This window comes from Micromonospora sp. NPDC047707, from assembly GCF_040704235.1.
Taxonomy (GTDB): domain Bacteria; phylum Actinomycetota; class Actinomycetes; order Mycobacteriales; family Micromonosporaceae; genus Micromonospora.
This window is the reverse complement of record NZ_JBEYSU010000003.1, coordinates 93,715-109,998: the sequence shown is the minus strand read 5'-3', so window position 1 is coordinate 109,998 and position 16,284 is coordinate 93,715. Positions and strand designations below refer to the sequence as shown.

The following is a 16,284-nucleotide window of genomic DNA, read 5'->3' as shown; positions in this document are numbered from 1 at the left end:
TCGAGCGGCGACCGGCGCGGCCGGTCGGGCCGGGACGGCACCCGCTGCGTCGCGCCGTTGCGGCCGTCCGAGGTGGACCTGTCGCTCGCCTGGCCACCCGCCACCCGCACGGATGTCGCCCCGCCGGCGCCCACGTCGCGGACGGAGCCGGTCCGACCGGCCGGGCGGGCCGATCCCGTTCCGCCGGGGTCGCCGTCGCGGCCGGTGCGCGCCGCGCGGCCCGAACACCCGTCGCGGCCCGAATCCCGGTCACGGCCCGAACGCCCGTCGCGGGTCGAACCCGAGTCGCGGCAGGAGCCGTCCGCGGGGCCGCTGCGTCCGGCCGTCCCGGTCGATCCGACCTCCTGAGCGACGGCAGGTCGCCCGGGGCGGTGGACGCGGACGGCCCTCCGTGCTGCCGACACGGAGGGCCGTCCTCACCGGGGGATTCGGTGCTACCGCAGCGTCGTCTGTGGTAGTTGAGACCAGATTAGCGCCGGACGGGGCTTCTCGGGAAGTCTGTCCGTTTGGGCGTGGGCTCCATGCCCTCCCGCACCGGCAGCCCCACCAGCAGCAGCAGGCTGATCAGCACGTACGCGTTGCGGACCAGGAACTCGCCCACCGAGTCGGTGGGCACCTGGGCGGTGCCCCAGTCCTGGAACGACACCACCCCGTAGACGATGACGACGGTCGTGCCGACGGCGGCCGTCAGCAGCCGGCGGCGCTCGCCCCCCGACGTGGCGAGGGCCGCGTCGACCAGCACCACCACCGCCGGGACGAACCAGTAGATGTGGTGGGTCCAGGTGATCGGGCTGACCAGCGCGCCGACCAGGCCGGTGAGGGTGAGGCCGGTGAGCGCGTCCCCGGCGCGGGCCGCCCGCGCCGCCCGCCACAGCCCGTACCCGGCCACCAGGACGACGAGGGCCAGCCAGATCAGGCGCTCCGGCTCCTGCGGCGCGGTGAGCCGGCTCAGCAGCCCGAACAGCGACTGGTTGCCGGTGTAGTCGGTGCGGCCGACCCGCTCGGTGGTCCACAGCTCGTGGGTCCAGAACCGCCAGGAGTCGCGGGGCGCGAACGCCGCCGCGAGCAGTGTCGCGACCGCCGCCGTCGCGCTGGCCACCGCCGCCGCCCACCACCGCCGGCAGACCAGCAGGTAGACGATGAAGATGCCGGGAAACAGCTTGAGCGCCGTCGCCAGCCCCACGGCCACGCCGGCCCAGCGCCTGTTCCGGGGTACGGCGAACAGCAGGTCCGCCAGGATCAGCACCACCAGCAGCATGTTGATCTGCCCGAAGGTGATCGTCTCCCGGGTGCTCTCGACGGCGAGGACCAGCAGCACCGCCACCGTGAGCGCGAACACCCGCGGCAGGTGGTGCCGGGCGATCACCGGCTCGACCAGCCAGCGGGTGGTCACCACCACCGCCAGACCGGTCAGCGCGGTGAAGATCGCCACGGTGGCGCCCAGCGGCAGCATCGCGAACGGGCGTAGCAGCAGGGCGCTGAACGGCGGGTACGTGAAGTAGAGGGCACCCTGGACCCGGTCCGGCTGGACGTAGTCGTAGAGCGGGTTCCCCGCCGCCCACCAGTCCATCGCCCGCATGTAGATCTTCAGGTCGAAGAAGTCGTGCACCAGCCCGGGCAGGTAGAGCGCCGGCAGCACGGCGGCCAGCGCCAGCACGGCGACGATGCGACGGACCGTACGGCCACCGGGTTCGTCGTCGGTGACAGCGGGCGGTGCGACGGATTCGGCTGGCACGGGGAAACCCTAACGGTCGCCCCGCAGAGCGGTGCGCGGCGCGCGGGCCGCTGGGCTGCGCGTAGGCTGTGCCGGTGGCAGATCTTCTCGTCTGGATCGACTGTGAGATGACCGGCCTGGACCTCGGCAAGGACAAGCTGATCGAGGTCGCCGCGCTCGTCACCGACCCGGATCTCAACGTGCTCGGCGAGGGGGTCGACGTGGTGATCCACGCCGACGACGCGGCGCTGGACGCGATGCCCGAGATCGTCGCGACGATGCACGCCAAGTCGGGGCTGACCGACGAGGTGCGGCGGTCGACGGTGACGCTGGCCGAGGCGGAGCAGTTGGTCCTCGACTACGTCACCAGCCACGTGAAGGATCCGCGCACCGCGCCGCTGTGCGGCAACTCCATCGCCACCGACCGGGGCTTCATCACCCGGGACATGCCCCGGCTCGACGCCCACCTGCACTACCGCATGATCGACGTCTCGTCGATCAAGGAACTGTGCCGGCGCTGGTACCCGCGGGTGTACTTCGGGCAGCCGCAGAAGGGCCTCGCGCACCGGGCGCTGGCCGACATCCGGGAGAGCATCCGGGAGTTGGAGTACTACCGGCGGACCATCTTCGTACCCCTGCCCGGGCCGGACGTGGAGAGCGCGAAGGCCGTCGCCGCGCAGCTCTGAGCGCCCGGTTCCGTCCCAGCGAACCCGCTGGACGGGGTGGGCCGGGGTGGGGCTATTATTGGTCCGCACCGCCCGGGTGACCGGCGCGGCGGCATGGTGGCTGTAGCTCAGTTGGCAGAGCACCGGGTTGTGGTCCCGGTTGTCGTGGGTTCAATTCCCATCAGTCACCCGGCATGACGAAGGCCCCCTCCGCGGAGGGGGCCTTCGTCGTTGCTCAGGGGGTCGGGGTGGCGTCCGGGTCGGCGCTCTCGGCCGCCGCCGGCTCGTACGGCACGGCGCTGCCCTTGACGTACTCCTCCCAGCTCATGTTCCAGTCGGTCCAGCCGTTGCCGTTCTGGAGCTTGCGCTCGGTGCCCTTGACCGTGATCGGGTCACCGATCCGGGTGTTGGCGAAGAGCCACGCGCCGTTGGCCATCGACACGTTCACGCAGCCGTGGGAGACGTTGACGCTGCCCTGCTGCCCCTCCGACCAGGGAGCGGCGTGGATGAACTCGCCGCCCCAGGTGAGGCGCTGCGCGTAGTCGATCTTCGTGCGGTAGCCGTCCTCGGGGCCGAGCTCCTCGTACGTGTCGAAGACCGTCTTCCGGAGCTTCTCGATGACGACCATCGTGCCGCTCGACGACGGTGTGGACTTCTTGCCGAGGCTCACCGGGATGGTCTTGACCACCTTGCCGTCCTTCGCGACGGTCATCCGCTTGGTCCTGTTGTCCACGGTCATGACCAGCGACGGGCCGATCTTGACGTCGACGGTCAGGTCGGACCGGCCGTACCAGCCGTCGCCGAGCGGCAGTCCGCCGGCCTGGACCCGGTACGACACGGTGCTGTTCGCCTTCCAGAACTCCTTCGGGCGGTACCGGACCTCGGTCGGGCTGACCCAGTGCCAGATGCCCTCCTGCGCCGGGGTGGCGGTGACGGTCATCCGGCGCTGCAGGTCGTCCCGGTGGTCCTCCGGGATGGCCCGGCCGAACTTCACGATCAGTGGCATCCCAACGCCCACCACCTGGCCGTCACCGAGGAAGCTGCTGATCCGGACCTGCTTCTCGGGCTTGGCCATGGTGGTGAAGGTGCTGGTCGCCGTGGCGGGCCGGCCGTCGTCCCCGGTCGCGGTGACGGTCGCCGTGTACGTCGCGCCGTACTCCAGGGCGCCGCTCGGCAGCCAGCTCCCGCCGTCGGCGGCGAGCGTCCCCTCGACGGCCGCGCCGGAGGGGTCCTTGAGCTCGACGGTGGTCTCCCGGGACTCCTTCGCGGTGAAGGTGATGCCGGTCGAGGCCGGTACGTCCTTCGCGTCGGCGGCCGGTTCGACGATGGTGACGGCGGCCTTCGGGGCGGGCGCGGCGTTCCCGTCGCCGTCGCGCCACCCGGACGATCCGTCGTCGCCGCCGGAGGTGCACGCGGCGGTGAGCGTCAGCGCCGCGGCGAGAAGCCCGGCCGCGAGCGCACGGCGTCGCCCACCGCGCCGGGTCGGCTGGTCCTGGACAGCTCGCATGGTTGCCTCACAGTCGTCGTGCCGATTGCCCATCCTCTCTCAGAGGACGCACCAGACCTGATACCCGTTGCACCGGGTGAACCGAAACACACGGGGTGAGCTGTCCGAACGTGGACAGCTCCGGTGCTGGTCAGAAGGGCGGGCCGGCGCTCAGAAGGGCGAGCCGGCACCGCCGTCGGGCACCGGCAGGGCGCTGCCCTTGACGAACTCCGACCAGCTCAGGCTCCACGCCGTCCAGCCGTTGCCGGCTGCCAGCCGCCGTTCGGTGCCGGTGACGGTGATCGGGTCGCCGATCTTCGTCTTGCCGAACAGCCAACGGGCGTGGGCCGTCGACACGTTCACGCAGCCGTGCGAGACGTTCTGGCGCCCCTGCACGTGCTCCGACCAGGGCGCCGCGTGGATGTACTCACCGCCCCAGGTGAGCCGCTGCGCGAAGTCGATCTCGGTGACGTAGCGGTTGTCCGGGTTCGGGTCGTCGCGGGTGTCGAAGACGGTGGACTCCTTCTTCTCCATCACCACCATCGTGCCGCTGGAGGACGGGGTCTTCTTCTTGCCGAGGCTCACCGGCAGGGTGCGGACCACCTGGCCGTCCTCGTACACGGTCATCCGCTTGGTCGAGTTGTCGACCTTCATCTCGAAGGCGCGGCCGATCTTCGCGGTCGCGACCCGGTCGACGTTGCCGTACTTGCCGTTGCTCAGCTGGATGCCGGCCAACGCGATGCGGACGCTGAGCGTCGTGCCCGGCTTCCAGTACTCCGGTGCGCGGTAGTAGGCCTGGGTGCCGCCGTCGATCCAGTGCCACGCGCCGGGCTGCGGCGGGTCGGTCTGGACGAACATGCGCTTCTGCACCGCCGCCCGGTCCTTCTTCGGGATGCCGGGGCTGAACTCGACGACCACCGGCATCGCGACGCCGTACTCCTTGTCGTCGAACAGGTAGAGGCCGGAGCCGATCATCGACTTCGGCTTCGCCATCGTCGTGAACGTGCTGCGCCCCTCGCGGGTGCCGCCGTCGGTCGCGGTCGCGGTGACGGTGACCGAGTAGCGGGTGGCGTACTTCAGCGGGGCTGACGGCACCCACGACGAGCCGTCGGCGCGGAGCCGGCCCTCGACCGCCTTGCCGTCGGCCGCCGTCAGGGTGACGGCAGACACCTTCGCGCCGTCCGGCAGGGTGGCGCCGATCTCGGCGCTGACCGGCCGGTCCGTCGACCCGTCGGCCGGCGTGACCGGCAACGGCGGGCCGTTCGCCGCCACCGGCTCGGCCGGGGTGGCGCTCGCGGTCGGGCCGCTGCCCGCCACGAACTTTGCCTGCTCCGGATCGCCGCCGCACCCCGCCAGCGCCAGCGACGCCACCAGACCGAGGGCCCCCAGCGCCGCCCCGGCCCGCGTGAACATGCCCATCCCCACCTCTGTCCTCGCGTACCTGGCGGACATCGTGCCGCATCACCGCTAATCCGTACGTGCCCTCGCGCTCAGGCGGAGGCCGTTTGGCCGCTTTTACCCCATAAGCTCGACCGAAGGGGGGAGCCGGGGATCGGATTGGAACCCGGCTGAGAGGGCGTGCTAAGGTTCTCCCCGTTGCCAACGAGCGCCGCTAGCTCAACTGGCAGAGCAGCGGACTCTTAATCCGCGGGTTCGGGGTTCGAGTCCCTGGCGGCGCACCAACGATCAAGGCTCTGACCTGGCGGTTCACACCGGGCCGGGGCCTTTTTCGCGTACGCGGGCGGTGGGTGGTCGCTCGATGGGTGCTCGGGAGCCGTTGGACCGGGCCCGGCGTTGCTGGGACATGTGGTTGTTCCGTGGACGCCTGGGCTCCTCGTCATTTCTGAGGACAAGCCCGCATCGGGCCCTCGGGGTCGTTGGCGCATCCGCCCGCCCGCCCGGACGTCAACGCGCTTCCTTCGAGCATCCACGCGGGGGCGATCATTGGCGATTACGCTGGCGGCGTGGGGGGACAGCCGCGGGTTCGTGTGCAGGGGGACCTCTATCACCCGGTGGTGCCACCCGGTGCCGTGTACGTGGGGCGGCAGGGGTTCGGGTTGCGGCGTTCTCCGTGGGCCAATCCGTTCAGCCTGCGAAAGCATGACCGAGCGGAGGCGTTACGCCTCTATCGGCAGTGGCTTGTGGGCCAGCCGGCCCTCGTGGACCGGGCGCGTCGAGAGCTCACGGGGAAGCAGTTGGCGTGCTGGTGCCGGGTCGAGGATGCGTGCCATGCCGACGTACTGGCTGACGTCATCGGCTGAGTTGCAATCAGTATCGGGCGGTGGACCGTCTTGGTGCGTAGACGCCGCCGATGCTGAAGGACTGCGGTCGTGCCGCTTGGTTGCCTACGTAGAAGGCGACGTCGCGGTCGGCGGCGCAGAGTTGGGTGAGGAACTTGTCTCTCAGTTGCTCCTCGGCCTCCGCGTCGGTGAGCTTGCTCAGGCGACGTTGTAGGGCGACGAACTCCCAGTCCCAGAGTGTCTGCTGGTGACCGCGGCAATGACGGTCCGCGCAGCGGTAGCGGTAGGCGCCGGTGAAGCGCGGTGCTTGAAGCGGGCTGCGCTTGGCCGGTTCCAGTAGGTCGAGCTGGTTGAGGTAGCCAGTGATCTTCCTGCGATCCTCCGCCGACCAGCCGGGGTGTCGCTTGACCTGAAGCGCCGAGATGTCGGCCGCGCGAATGAGAGCGATCGATCGTGCGCTCGGGTCGTCGCGGGCCTGTTTGTTGAGTCGGCACATGGAGTCTTCGACGAGTGGATCGAGAAGGTTCCGACGCGACTGCCGATTGGCGATATGCCGCTCGGTGGTGATGGTGTCCACGATCGGCTTCCAGCTCTCGCGCCGCTGGTCTTGCCTGGCTGGGAGTGCCTCGACGTGGATGATGTCGTACTTGTGGAACTTGCCGTCGTCGTCGAGGTGCCGGTAGTGGATTGGGTAGAGGCGAATCCAGCCCGTCCAGGGTGGGTCTATGCCGAGTGCCCCGACGCAGACAGTCTCCCCGTACTGCGCGGAGGGGTTGGGTGCCGCTTTCACTGTGATCAGGAGGCGGAGTTTCGTTGGTCGCGCCAGGACTGGTTTCGGTCTCGGCTCTTCGTCGGTGCTCGGTCCCCACAATGGAAGCTGTTCCAACGGAACCACCCACATCGCTAAATGCAGCTGTACGGGCACATTCAGTTACATAGACGGTCTCACATCTAGAGGGCTGGCGCTAGCCGGCCGGGGCGAGGGGTGGCTGCTCAGCCGAACGCTGGCGCGGAAGGCTCGCTTGAATTCGTCACTTTCGGTCACCATTTTCTCAGTGTGTGGCGCTTCATCGCCGAGCCGGGAAGGCGCGTGTCAGGCGTTTCTGGCGCTCGGTGCTGGCCTCTCTGTGAAGATCAACTTTTGGTGGCCCGATTTGACCGCTTCGCTTCCTTCGTCCTCGGCTCTTCGGCTGATTCACCGAACAGTGATCTCCAAAATCAGCCCCAAAACCACGGTTTGGGTATGTGGGGCGCACGCACGGCCCGCTGACGCCTCGCCCAACGGCCCACGACGGGCGCTGTCTCCGGTCGCGGCGGTCCCTGGCTTCCGATCTCCCGGTCAGAGCATCGATCACTCTCTGTTGCGGCTCTGGGAAACAGGATGTCGGACCGCCGGGGCTCGGAGGGATCATCAGGGAATGGGTGACCAGGATGCCGCGCGGCGGTTGTCCCCGAGGCGGTGGCGGATCCTGTCGTACCTGGCGCAGCACGGTTCCGCGTCGACCCTGGACGTGGCGCTTGTTTGTGCGGTGTCGAGGCTGACGGCCCACCGGGACCTGGTGTGGCTGCACGAGGCGGGACTGGTGGGCCGCGAGCGCTCGCCGGAGGACCGGACCCACACCTGGTGGTACGAGGTCACGGCCGAGGGGACGGAGGTGCTCCGCCGCGCCCTGACGGCGTCGGGGCGACCGGTTCCGCTGCGGTTGGGTCAGCGGCCCTCCGGCAGGGCGGATGCCCTGCTGTTTCTGCCGTTGATCGAGGTGTCGCGGCGCAACCCGGGGCGGTGCGAGCTGTTCCAGTGGCTGGCGACGATGGAGACCTCGTCGTGGTTGCGCCAACACGACCTGGCGCAGTTGCGGGCCGACGGCTACGGCGTCTGGCTGCAGGACGGGCGGTGCCTGCGGTTCCTCGTCCACGTAGACCGTGGCCCGATCGGCGTATTCGCCGAGCACGAGCGGGCGACGTCAGGTCTGGGTGCACTGCTGGTCGGCTACCGGCGTGCGGACCGGCTGGTGCCGGTCGGGGCGGTTCTGGTGATCGCTCAGGACGCCGAGCGGGAGGAACGACTGAGGACCGACCTACTCCGTGGGCCGCTGCGGAACGTTGTCGCCACGACCACGCAGCAGTTGTTGTATCGCCACTGGCCGGACGAGCAGGTATGGCAGGTCCCGGGTGAAACTGGCAGGCGTCGCCTCGTCGAGCTCGGAACCTGGCCGCCCACATCACGATGCCCCGACCACCGCCAACCTCTTGATCCTTAGGAGGCCAGCGGCCTGGTGCTGGAGTCAGCGGTGTCGTGTGCCCTGCTACCCCTACGCTGGCGGCATGAGGGAACCCAGCGCGGACCGAACTGGTAGGTGCTGATGAACCGGCATGCGGCGGTACCTGCCGAGGCGATCCCCGACGCGATCCGGGCGGACGTGGAGACGCTCTGGCGCTACCACGACATGCGTCACGAGTTGCGTCCGTGCGACGTGGGGATCGGGTTGGGCAGTCATGACCTCGGCGTGGCTGTCATCGCGACGCGCTTGTTCCGCGAGGGCCTGTTCCCAAGGATCGTGTTCACCGGCGCGAACGCCCCGACGACCGTCGAGCGGTTCCCGCGTGGGGAAGCGGTGCACTACCGCGAGTACGCCGTCGAGCAGGGTGTACCCGCGGAAGCGATTCTCGTGGAGCCGGGTGCCACGAACACCGCTCAGAACCTGGAGTACTCGCGTCAGCTCCTGACTGAACACCAGATTCCGGTGCGGTCGGTGCTGATCATGTCGCGGCCTTACCAGCAGCGTCGGGCCTACGCCACGTGCCGGCTGATGTGGCCGGAGGTCGATGTGGTGTGCGCCTCGAATCCACTAGAACTGGACGACTACGTGCGCAGCATCGGCGACCCGCGTCGGGTGGTGGACATGCTGGTCGGCGACACGCAGCGGATCGAGGTGTACGCCGAGCGCGGGTTCGCTATCCCGCAGGAGATGCCGGACGAGGTACGGGCGGCCTTCGAGCGCCTGGTAGCGGCTGGCTACACGAGCCGGCTGATCTGAGCTCAGCTACCAGCGCGGCCCTCCCGACCGGACGCCCATACGGTCGCTGAGTTCGACGGCCAGCCGAGGTGGCCGGGGGCGGGTGAGGATGTCCCGGACAAGATCGCGGGAGAGCCGGTGGTAGCGCACCTGGTCGGGGCCGATGACCTCGGCGTCCAGGAGTGCCGCGAGCGCGTCGTCGATGCGGTTCCACCGGGCAAGGGCTCGGGCGGTTTCGATGGCGTGCCGAACCTGCCGCTCGACGGGCACGGTGCTGGTGTCGAGTGGGGCACCGATGGCGATGGCGCGTTGCACGTCGCCGAGTTCCATCGCCACGGTCGTCTTGTGGATCGACACGTTGGTCGGCCCGAACGCGGTCCACACGTGGTTGCCATCGGCGCCGAGCCGCTGCGCTGCGGCATCGGCCTCGGCGATGTGGGTGTCGGCGGAGGTGCGGTCGTCGTCTCGGGCGGCGGCCAGCGCGCAGACGAGGTGCAGGCTGCCGTAGACCGACAGCAGCTGCGGAGTCGGCCTGACGAGCCGGGGTTCCAGGAACCGCGCCGCCGTGGCGGCGAGGCTGCGGGCTTGGGCGTACTCACCAATGGATGCCAGTGAGTGTGCGGCGGAGCGGCTGAGTGAGCCGATGACGACGTGATCGTTGCTGGCGTTGGCGGCGGCCAGGCCTCGGCTGGCGGCTGTCCAGGCGAGGTCACCTTCGCCGAGCTTGGTGAGGAACAACGCGGCGAGCTGGTGGGCGTAGGCGGTCATCGCGTGCGCGCGCTGGCCGTCATGTCCGTCGTAAGCCTCGGTGGCGGTGAGGCAGTCGTGGATGAGGTAGGGCAGCCGGCGGGCGAGGGTGCCGTACCGGGAGTGCTGGTAGGCGGTCCAGATCTCGGCGACATCGTTCTCGATCTCGCGCAAGGCAGGAGCCTCGACGTCTCCCGTGCTGGCCAGCGCTGGCGCGAGGTGGCGATAGTCGTGAAGCGCGGCCCGCAAGGCGGGGATGGTCTCGCGTCCGGAGTCGTCCGACCACTCGAACAGGCTTGGCGCACCGATCAGGTCGCCGAGGGACACGTCGAGGGCCTTGGCGATCGCGCGGATGACCGACAGCCGGTCCAGGTCGGCCCGGTTCGTCTCGACCTTGCGTAACCACTCCTGCGTCTTGCCGACCAGACCGGCCAGCACCTCCTGGGAGAGCCCTCGCCGACGCCGGTAGAAGGCGACGCGCTGGCCGATCGTCATGTCGTCCGTCATCCCTCGCACACCATCACCCTGCCCGCTGAAGGCCGCCGGACCCGGTACGGATTTTCCCGGTCCTCCGACCGGACCGCCCCTACGTTCAGTTCACCCCGGATCACCGGCGTGTGTCGATGTAGGTGTCAGGGATGACTGACAGGGAGCTGCAGATGGAGGGATCGATGAGCGGCGCGCCACACCACGGCTTGGGCCGCCGGCTCGGCCCGTCCGGGAGCGAACTGTCTCGGTGTTTTCCCCGCCTACGTACCGCCATGAGGGCTGCGTGGGTGGGTGATCGGCGGTCTGCTCCCAGCCGCCGTGGTGCGGCGGCGGGCTCGCCATTCCCCCGGCGAGCCCGCCGCTCATCGTCCCTGGTGGGGGTGGCGGCATGACGGTGTACGTCTCGCGTAACGCCATGGCCAGCCAGTCCCGGCACCCCGAGCCCAGGTGGACGGCCTCGCCGGGGCAGGTGTGGCCCGCTGACCCGCCGCTTCTCACCTTCGTGTGGCGTCGGCTGTTCGAGCAGCAAGCCCGCGAAGGCGGTCGCCGGTGACTGGCCAGCAGCGCCGTCTCGCGGCGAACCGGCTCGCGCCGGCCGAGGTGGAACATCTGCCGATGCGCCCGCTGTGGCGGTGCCGCCGATGCGGGCAGCCGTGGCCCTGCGGCGCAGCGAAGCTCGCGCTCCTGGCCGAGTATCGAGAAGTGCCGGTGAGCCTGTTCCTCTACCTGGCCGGCTGCCTGCACGACGCGATCGACGACCTGCACCGGCTCAACCCGAGCGTCACGGGCAGCGCCGCCGACATGTTCGATCGGTTCCTCGGCTGGCCCGCCCGCCACACCCACGCCTACCGCGTCAGTACCACCCCGGACTTCAGCATCGAAAAGGCCTCCTCGTGAACGGCATCGGCCTCATCAACGCCACAGGCCAGCCGGCGGTCGCCGGCAGCTTCCACACCCTGGTCGTGCAGCCGACAAGCTTCTGCAACCTCGACTGCACCTACTGCTACCTGCCCGACCGGAGATCCCTCCGCCTGATGAGCAGCGCGGTCGCGCAGGCCTGCGCGGAGTCGATCGCCCAGCAGAACAGCAGTCATCCGGTGAGTGTCGTGTGGCACGGGGGCGAACCCACCGCCACACCCATCGGGCTGTTCCGGGATCTACTGGTGCCGTTCGAGGAACTGCGACGCGCGGGAATGGTGCGTCACGAGATCCAGACGAACGCGACGTTGATCAACCGACAGTGGTACGAGCTGTTCACCACCTACGGGTTCGAGGTCGGGGTCAGCATCGACGGACCGGGCGCGTTGAACCGTAACCGCCTCGACCTGGCCGGCAACCCGACGGACGCCCGAACTCTGCGCGGCATGCAAACCTTGGCCGACGCGGGGCTGACGTACTCGGTGATCTGTGTTGTCACCCCGGAGACCATCGACCACGCGGAAGCCCTCGTCGACTTCTTCACCGGCCTGCCCGGCTGCGAGTCGGTGGGCTTCAACATCGAAGAGCAGGAGGGCGCCGACCGGACACCGGTGTCGGAGGACGCCGCGTACCGGTTCTGGCAGCGACTGATCGCACGTCGCGTCGGCGGCAGCCCGCTGCGGATCCGTGATGTGGACCGGTTGGCCGACTACCTTGCCGCCACCCGCGCTGGGCGCGTCGACCACGCCCCGTACGAGCCGATCCCGACCGTCTCCTGGGATGGGCAGGTGGTGCTGCTGTCACCGGAGCTGCTCGGCATCACCGACCCGCGATACGGCGACTTCATCGCCGGCAACGTCCTCCATCAGCCGATCACCGCCATGCTCGCCCGCGCCGGCGACCTGGACTACGTCGCCGAGTTCATCACGGCCCTCAACGACTGCGCCGACCACTGCGCCTTCTACGACTTCTGCCGGGGCGCTCAGGCCGGCAACCGCTACTTCGAGCACGCCACGTTCACCGCCCGAGAAACGACCTACTGCCGAACCACCCGACAGGCCCTCGTCCGCGCCGCCGCGGATCACCTCACCCCTCAAGGAGGAGCACCATGACCAACGCTCTCGCGGCCCTCGTCAACGCTGCACCCGAGCAACTCGCCCGCCTCGGCGTCAACCCGAAGCGATCGGTAGCGTCCATCGACGCGGCGAAGTTCGACAACCGCCCCACCTGGGACAACCGGGGAAAGTTCGACAGCCGACCCGGCTGGGACAACTGGAACAGGAAGAAGTAGCCCCCGCCACGGAACTCGCGGGGTGGCGTGCCCACCCCGCGCCCACACAGGTTGAGGACACATGCGTACCACCACGATCGGCGACGTGAAGGTCCTGTTGCCGGACCTCGAACCGGACGACCTCGACACCACGACCTACCTTGCCGGCGGCCTCACCGAGGCTCTCGTCGAGGGCGCCGCGTGGGCTGGCTCGCGCCTCGAGGGCGGCAGCATCCGCAGCAGCCTGATCATCGGCGTGGACCTGAGCGAGAGCACCTGGGAAGCCGGCAACCTCTACGGCTGCGAGGTCACCCGCACCGATTTCTCCGGCGCGACCCTGACCGGCATCACCATCGAACGCTGCGCGATCACCGGTTCGCGGTTCACCGGCACCAGACTCACCGATGTACGCCTCAAGGACGTCGTGTTCGACGGCTGCCGCTTTGACTACGCCACCTTCCAACGGGTCACCGCTGCCGGCTCGGTTGCGTTCACCGACTGCACTCTCACCAACGGCGCGTGGTCTTCCTGCCGACTTCCTCGCATCGCGCTGCGGTCATGTGACCTCGCTGGCCTGGAACTGGACTCCTGCCACCTCGACGGCACAGACCTGAGAGGCAGCCGGCTCCACGGTCTCAAGACGTCCCTCGACAACCTGCGCGGCGTCACCCTCGGCCAGGACCAACTGCCTGACCTCACCCAGCTGGCCGTCGCCGCCCTTCACCTCACCGTACGCAGGGAATGAGTCTGGAGAGGCATCGTGCTCGCTGGACGCAGAGTCGTATTCGTCCACCTCCGCACAGGCTGGTGTGGGCTCACAGCGTTGGCGGCGGGCACCGGTCGGGAAGCGTGACCTGCCCTGGCAGGTGCCGGAACGTGTCCATCGTGAACCACTCGTCCAGCGCGGGATCGTAGAGGTTCTGGATGCCGAAGTGCAGCACCTGCCGCCACCGGCTCGGGTCGCGCTGGTCGACGTAGACGTCACCGAGCGCGAGCGGGATCCGGGGAAACACGCCCGGCTGGGTGGAGCCCGCGACGACACCGACCCGCCAGTGATGGACGTGCCGGTCGTGGTGCCCCTGCAGGATCTCCGGTCCGACGAACCGGGCGGTCTTCAGCAGGTCGTTGAACATGTGGCGGTTGAAGAAGCCCACCCGGTGGCAGGGCTGCGGCGGCTCCAGCGGGATGTTCGGCCACTTGTAGGTGAGCGTGTAGAGCGTGTCGCGGTAGATCAGGTTGGTGAACCAGATCGGGTACTGCGGACCCCCGGCGATCATCTGACTGTCGCCGTTTCTCCCCTCCCAGGTGAAGGGGACGTCGATGCCGAGGTCGCGGACGATGTACCGCCCCGCGCCGTGGAAGTCCGCCGGGAGTCGCGGGGGCCGGGGCTCTTCCAGCGCGGCGGATGTGGCGTCTTCAGCCGCAGCCGTGCCGGGATGGGCGCGGGCCATGGCTGGTGCGGTCGCGGCGATGGCGACCAAGCCGCCGACAGCCGCCGAAACGAGTGCCCGAAGTGCTCGATTCGGTGCCATGTCCCCTCCGTAAGCGTGGAACGGCTCGATGGCGCCGCCGCTCCGACAGCGCTGCTCCGGTGAGCGTAGAGTCGGCGAAATCCGAGCCAGGTTGAATCGGAGAAAAAGTCGCCTTTCGGGTCAGATGGGACGGGCGGGAGTTCCCCGTCAACAGCGGCGCCACTAGCGTCGTCGGCATGGCCGCCCACCGTCTGGACCGGGACGAAGCCCGCCGGATCGCGATCCACGCCCAACTGCTCGACGCCCCGCGCCCGACCGACCTCGTCGACGTCGTCGACCGCCTGACCGTCCTGCAGATCGACCCCACCGCGGCCATCGCTCCCAGCGCCGACCTCGTCCTGTGGAGCCGGCTCGGGTCGACCTACGACCCGGCCGACCTGACCGGGGCCATCGAGCGCGACCGCACCCTCGTCGAGACCGTCGCCTACGTCCGGGTGCCGCGCGACCTTCCGGCCGTGATCGCCGAGGGGCAGGATTCGATACACCCCTCCACCGCGGCATGGCTGGAGAAGAACGAGCCGTTCCGGCGCGACATCCTCGCGCTGCTGGAGAAGAACGGCCCGCTGCTGTCCCGCGACATTCCCGACACCAGCGTCGAGCCCTGGCCGTCCTCGGGTTGAACCAACAACCGGAACGTCACGCAGATGCTCGAGTGCCTCGCGCTCCGCGGGCAGGTCACGATCTCCGGCCGCAAGGGGCGGCAGCGCTACTGGGACCTTCCCCAGCGCGTGTTCCCCGCGGCCCTGCCGACGTTGGACCGGGCGGCCGCCGCCCGGCACCGCGACGAGCGCCGGCTCGCGGCGCTCGGCATCGCCCGGTCGACCGGCCCGCAGGTGCCGGGCGAGTCGCCGTACGTCGGCGACGCCGGTGAGGAGGCCGTCGTCGACGGTACGCCGGGGACGTGGCGGGTCCACCCGGCGTACCTGGACCTGCCGTTCACCGGGCGTACGGCGCTGCTGTCGCCGTTCGACCGGCTCGTGCACGACCGTGTCCGCGCGGAGCAGCTCTTCGACTTCGAGTACGTCCTCGAGATGTACAAGCCCCGGGAGAAGCGGCGGTGGGGCTACTTCGCGCTCCCGATCCTTCACGAGGACCGGCTCGTCGGGAAACTCGACGCGACCGCGGACCGCAGGGCCGGCGCTCTCGTCGTCAACGCGATCCACGAGGACGTTCCGTTCACCGGGGAGACGACCGCCGCCGTCCGCGCCGAGATCGAGAACCTCGCCGGGTGGCTGCGGCTTGAAACCAGCGGCGGCTTCTGACCGCCGACCCGGTCAGAAGAGGGTCAGGGGTCCGATCGGGATCGGCTCCGGCAGCGGTTCGAGCGCCGGTACGCGGGCGCGTACCTCGTCGTGGAAGCGGCGGGCCAGCACGGGCGCGTCGGCGTTGTCCGGGGTGTGGATGAACACCGTCGGCGAGCGCCCCTCGCGCAGCCACCCGGCGACGACGTCCACCCAGTGCTGCCAGCCCTCGATCGTCCGCGCGTCGTCGTCGCGGCCGAGGTACCGGACGATCGGCCGGTCGGTGAGGGCGTCCGACCGGCGCGGCACGCGGGGTTTCTTCGTCCAGGCGTCCCGCTCGGCGTCGCTGGTCGGTGGGCTGTCGAAGAAGGCGGTGGTGTCGAAGGGGACCCACTCGGCGGCGACGGTGGCGAGGGCCTCCTCGAGGAGCCGCGTGGCGTGAGCGTCGGCGAAGAACGCGGGGTGGCGGACCTCGACGGCGTACCGGTGGGACGCGGGGAGCCGGCGCAGGAAACGGGCGAGCACGGGGACGTCGGCGGGCGCGAAGGACCCCGGCAACTGGATCCAGAGGGCGTGGGCCCGCGGCCCGAGCGGCTCGATCGCGTCCAGGAAGATCCGGAGCGGCTCGTCGACCTCACCGAGACGGCGCTCGTGCGTGACGACCTTCGGCAGCTTGAGTACGAACCGGAAGTCGGGGTCGGTCTGCTGCGCCCACGACGCCACCGCGTCCCGGGCCGGTGTCGCGTAGAACGTGGTGTTGCCCTCGACCGCGGTGCACCAGGCGGCGTAGTGCCGCAGCCGTTCGTGGGACGGCAGCGGATGCGCCAGCAGACGTCCCTGCCAGGACCTGTGGGTCCACATCGCACATCCCACGTGAAGACGCATGCCGTAGCTCCTACGTCACGTCCCCGGCTGAACGCAAGTCGCAGCAGAAGTCGTCAACTTCCGGTTGACGGCGTTCGGCC

General features: G+C 69.5%; 17 protein-coding genes, 2 tRNA genes and 1 pseudogene. 13 read left to right on the top strand and 7 right to left on the bottom strand.

What is annotated here, in order from left to right; genetic code table 11:
- Positions 1-469: 469 nt before the first annotated feature.
- Positions 470-1,735: a glycosyltransferase family 87 protein gene (locus AB0873_RS04470; RefSeq protein ID WP_366598381.1), complete on the bottom strand. Its 1,266-nt coding sequence runs from the start codon at positions 1,733-1,735 to the stop codon at positions 470-472.
- Positions 1,736-1,803: 68 nt separating this feature from the next.
- On the opposite strand from AB0873_RS04470, the gene orn reads away from it, so the two are divergent.
- A complete protein-coding gene (gene orn / locus AB0873_RS04465) occupies positions 1,804-2,400 on the top strand; it encodes an oligoribonuclease (protein ID WP_155333759.1) in 597 nt (198 codons plus the stop codon).
- Positions 2,401-2,496: 96 nt separating this feature from the next.
- Positions 2,497-2,569, top strand: a tRNA-His gene (locus AB0873_RS04460).
- A 45-nt stretch (positions 2,570-2,614) separates the two neighbouring features.
- Here AB0873_RS04460 and AB0873_RS04455 read toward each other — a convergent pair.
- Both AB0873_RS04455 and AB0873_RS04450 read right to left on the bottom strand, forming a co-directional pair.
- Complete coding sequence (locus tag AB0873_RS04455) at positions 2,615-3,886, bottom strand: Ig-like domain-containing protein (protein WP_366598380.1); 1,272 nt, start codon at positions 3,884-3,886, stop codon at positions 2,615-2,617.
- A 150-nt stretch (positions 3,887-4,036) separates the two neighbouring features.
- Positions 4,037-5,284 (bottom strand): Ig-like domain-containing protein, encoded by a 1,248-nt coding sequence (locus AB0873_RS04450; protein ID WP_366598379.1) that lies wholly within the window; start codon positions 5,282-5,284, stop codon positions 4,037-4,039.
- Positions 5,285-5,471: 187 nt separating this feature from the next.
- Between AB0873_RS04450 and AB0873_RS04445 the strand changes: the two genes are divergently transcribed.
- Together AB0873_RS04445 and AB0873_RS04440 are read left to right on the top strand one after the other, a co-directional pair.
- Positions 5,472-5,547 (top strand) — tRNA-Lys (locus AB0873_RS04445).
- A 282-nt stretch (positions 5,548-5,829) separates the two neighbouring features.
- On the top strand, positions 5,830-6,126 hold the full coding sequence (locus AB0873_RS04440) for a DUF4326 domain-containing protein (RefSeq protein WP_366598378.1): 297 nt from the start codon (positions 5,830-5,832) through the stop codon (positions 6,124-6,126).
- 7 nt (positions 6,127-6,133) lie between these two features.
- Here AB0873_RS04440 and AB0873_RS04435 read toward each other — a convergent pair whose 3' ends face one another.
- The gene (locus tag AB0873_RS04435) at positions 6,134-7,006 is read right to left on the bottom strand and encodes a hypothetical protein (RefSeq protein WP_366598565.1); all 873 of its coding nucleotides are present in this window, start codon (positions 7,004-7,006) and stop codon (positions 6,134-6,136) included.
- A 517-nt stretch (positions 7,007-7,523) separates the two neighbouring features.
- Here AB0873_RS04435 and AB0873_RS04430 point away from each other — a divergent pair.
- On the top strand, positions 7,524-8,366 hold the full coding sequence (locus tag AB0873_RS04430; RefSeq protein WP_366598376.1) for a DeoR family transcriptional regulator: 843 nt from the start codon (positions 7,524-7,526) through the stop codon (positions 8,364-8,366).
- A 96-nt stretch (positions 8,367-8,462) separates the two neighbouring features.
- Positions 8,463-9,143, top strand: a complete 681-nt coding sequence (locus AB0873_RS04425) for a YdcF family protein (protein ID WP_366598375.1) — start codon at positions 8,463-8,465, stop codon at positions 9,141-9,143.
- A gap of 6 nt (positions 9,144-9,149) precedes the next feature.
- On the opposite strand, the gene AB0873_RS04420 is transcribed toward AB0873_RS04425, so the two are convergent.
- Positions 9,150-10,376, bottom strand: a complete 1,227-nt coding sequence (locus tag AB0873_RS04420) for a helix-turn-helix transcriptional regulator (RefSeq protein WP_366598374.1) — start codon at positions 10,374-10,376, stop codon at positions 9,150-9,152.
- Between the two features lie 370 nt (positions 10,377-10,746).
- On the opposite strand from AB0873_RS04420, the gene amcA (AB0873_RS04415) reads away from it, so the two are divergent.
- From amcA (AB0873_RS04415) to AB0873_RS04395, 5 genes are all read left to right on the top strand, one after another.
- Positions 10,747-10,911, top strand: coding sequence for a multiple cyclophane-containing RiPP AmcA (gene amcA / locus AB0873_RS04415; protein ID WP_196222611.1), 165 nt, complete (start codon positions 10,747-10,749; stop codon positions 10,909-10,911).
- Positions 10,908-11,255, top strand: a complete 348-nt coding sequence (locus AB0873_RS04410) for a hypothetical protein (protein WP_366598373.1) — start codon at positions 10,908-10,910, stop codon at positions 11,253-11,255. The genes amcA (AB0873_RS04415) and AB0873_RS04410 overlap by 4 nt, the downstream gene beginning before the upstream one ends.
- Positions 11,252-12,388 carry a cyclophane-forming radical SAM peptide maturase AmcB gene (gene amcB / locus AB0873_RS04405; RefSeq protein WP_366598372.1) on the top strand — a complete coding sequence of 379 codons (1,137 nt, stop codon included), beginning with the start codon at positions 11,252-11,254 and terminating at the stop codon, positions 12,386-12,388. Before AB0873_RS04410 ends, amcB begins: the two co-directional genes overlap by 4 nt.
- Positions 12,385-12,567, top strand: coding sequence for a multiple cyclophane-containing RiPP AmcA (gene amcA / locus AB0873_RS04400; RefSeq protein WP_366598370.1), 183 nt, complete (start codon positions 12,385-12,387; stop codon positions 12,565-12,567). Before amcB ends, amcA (AB0873_RS04400) begins: the two co-directional genes overlap by 4 nt.
- A 61-nt stretch (positions 12,568-12,628) precedes the next feature.
- Entirely contained in the window at positions 12,629-13,291 is a 663-nt protein-coding gene (locus AB0873_RS04395) for a pentapeptide repeat-containing protein (protein ID WP_366598369.1), read from the top strand.
- Between the two features lie 70 nt (positions 13,292-13,361).
- Here AB0873_RS04395 and AB0873_RS04390 read toward each other — a convergent pair whose 3' ends face one another.
- Positions 13,362-14,078 (bottom strand): hypothetical protein, encoded by a 717-nt coding sequence (locus AB0873_RS04390; protein WP_366598368.1) that lies wholly within the window; start codon positions 14,076-14,078, stop codon positions 13,362-13,364.
- Between the two features lie 176 nt (positions 14,079-14,254).
- Between AB0873_RS04390 and AB0873_RS04385 the strand changes: the two genes are divergently transcribed.
- Both AB0873_RS04385 and AB0873_RS04380 read left to right on the top strand, forming a co-directional pair.
- The gene (locus tag AB0873_RS04385) at positions 14,255-14,698 is read left to right on the top strand and encodes a hypothetical protein (protein WP_366598367.1); all 444 of its coding nucleotides are present in this window, start codon (positions 14,255-14,257) and stop codon (positions 14,696-14,698) included.
- A gap of 18 nt (positions 14,699-14,716) precedes the next feature.
- Positions 14,717-15,340, top strand: a pseudogene (locus AB0873_RS04380) (crosslink repair DNA glycosylase YcaQ family protein); the annotation flags it as partial.
- 12 nt (positions 15,341-15,352) lie between these two features.
- On the opposite strand, the gene AB0873_RS04375 reads toward AB0873_RS04380, so the two are convergent.
- The gene (locus tag AB0873_RS04375; RefSeq protein WP_366598366.1) at positions 15,353-16,180 is read right to left on the bottom strand and encodes a DUF72 domain-containing protein; all 828 of its coding nucleotides are present in this window, start codon (positions 16,178-16,180) and stop codon (positions 15,353-15,355) included.
- Positions 16,181-16,284: the final 104 nt, after the last annotated feature.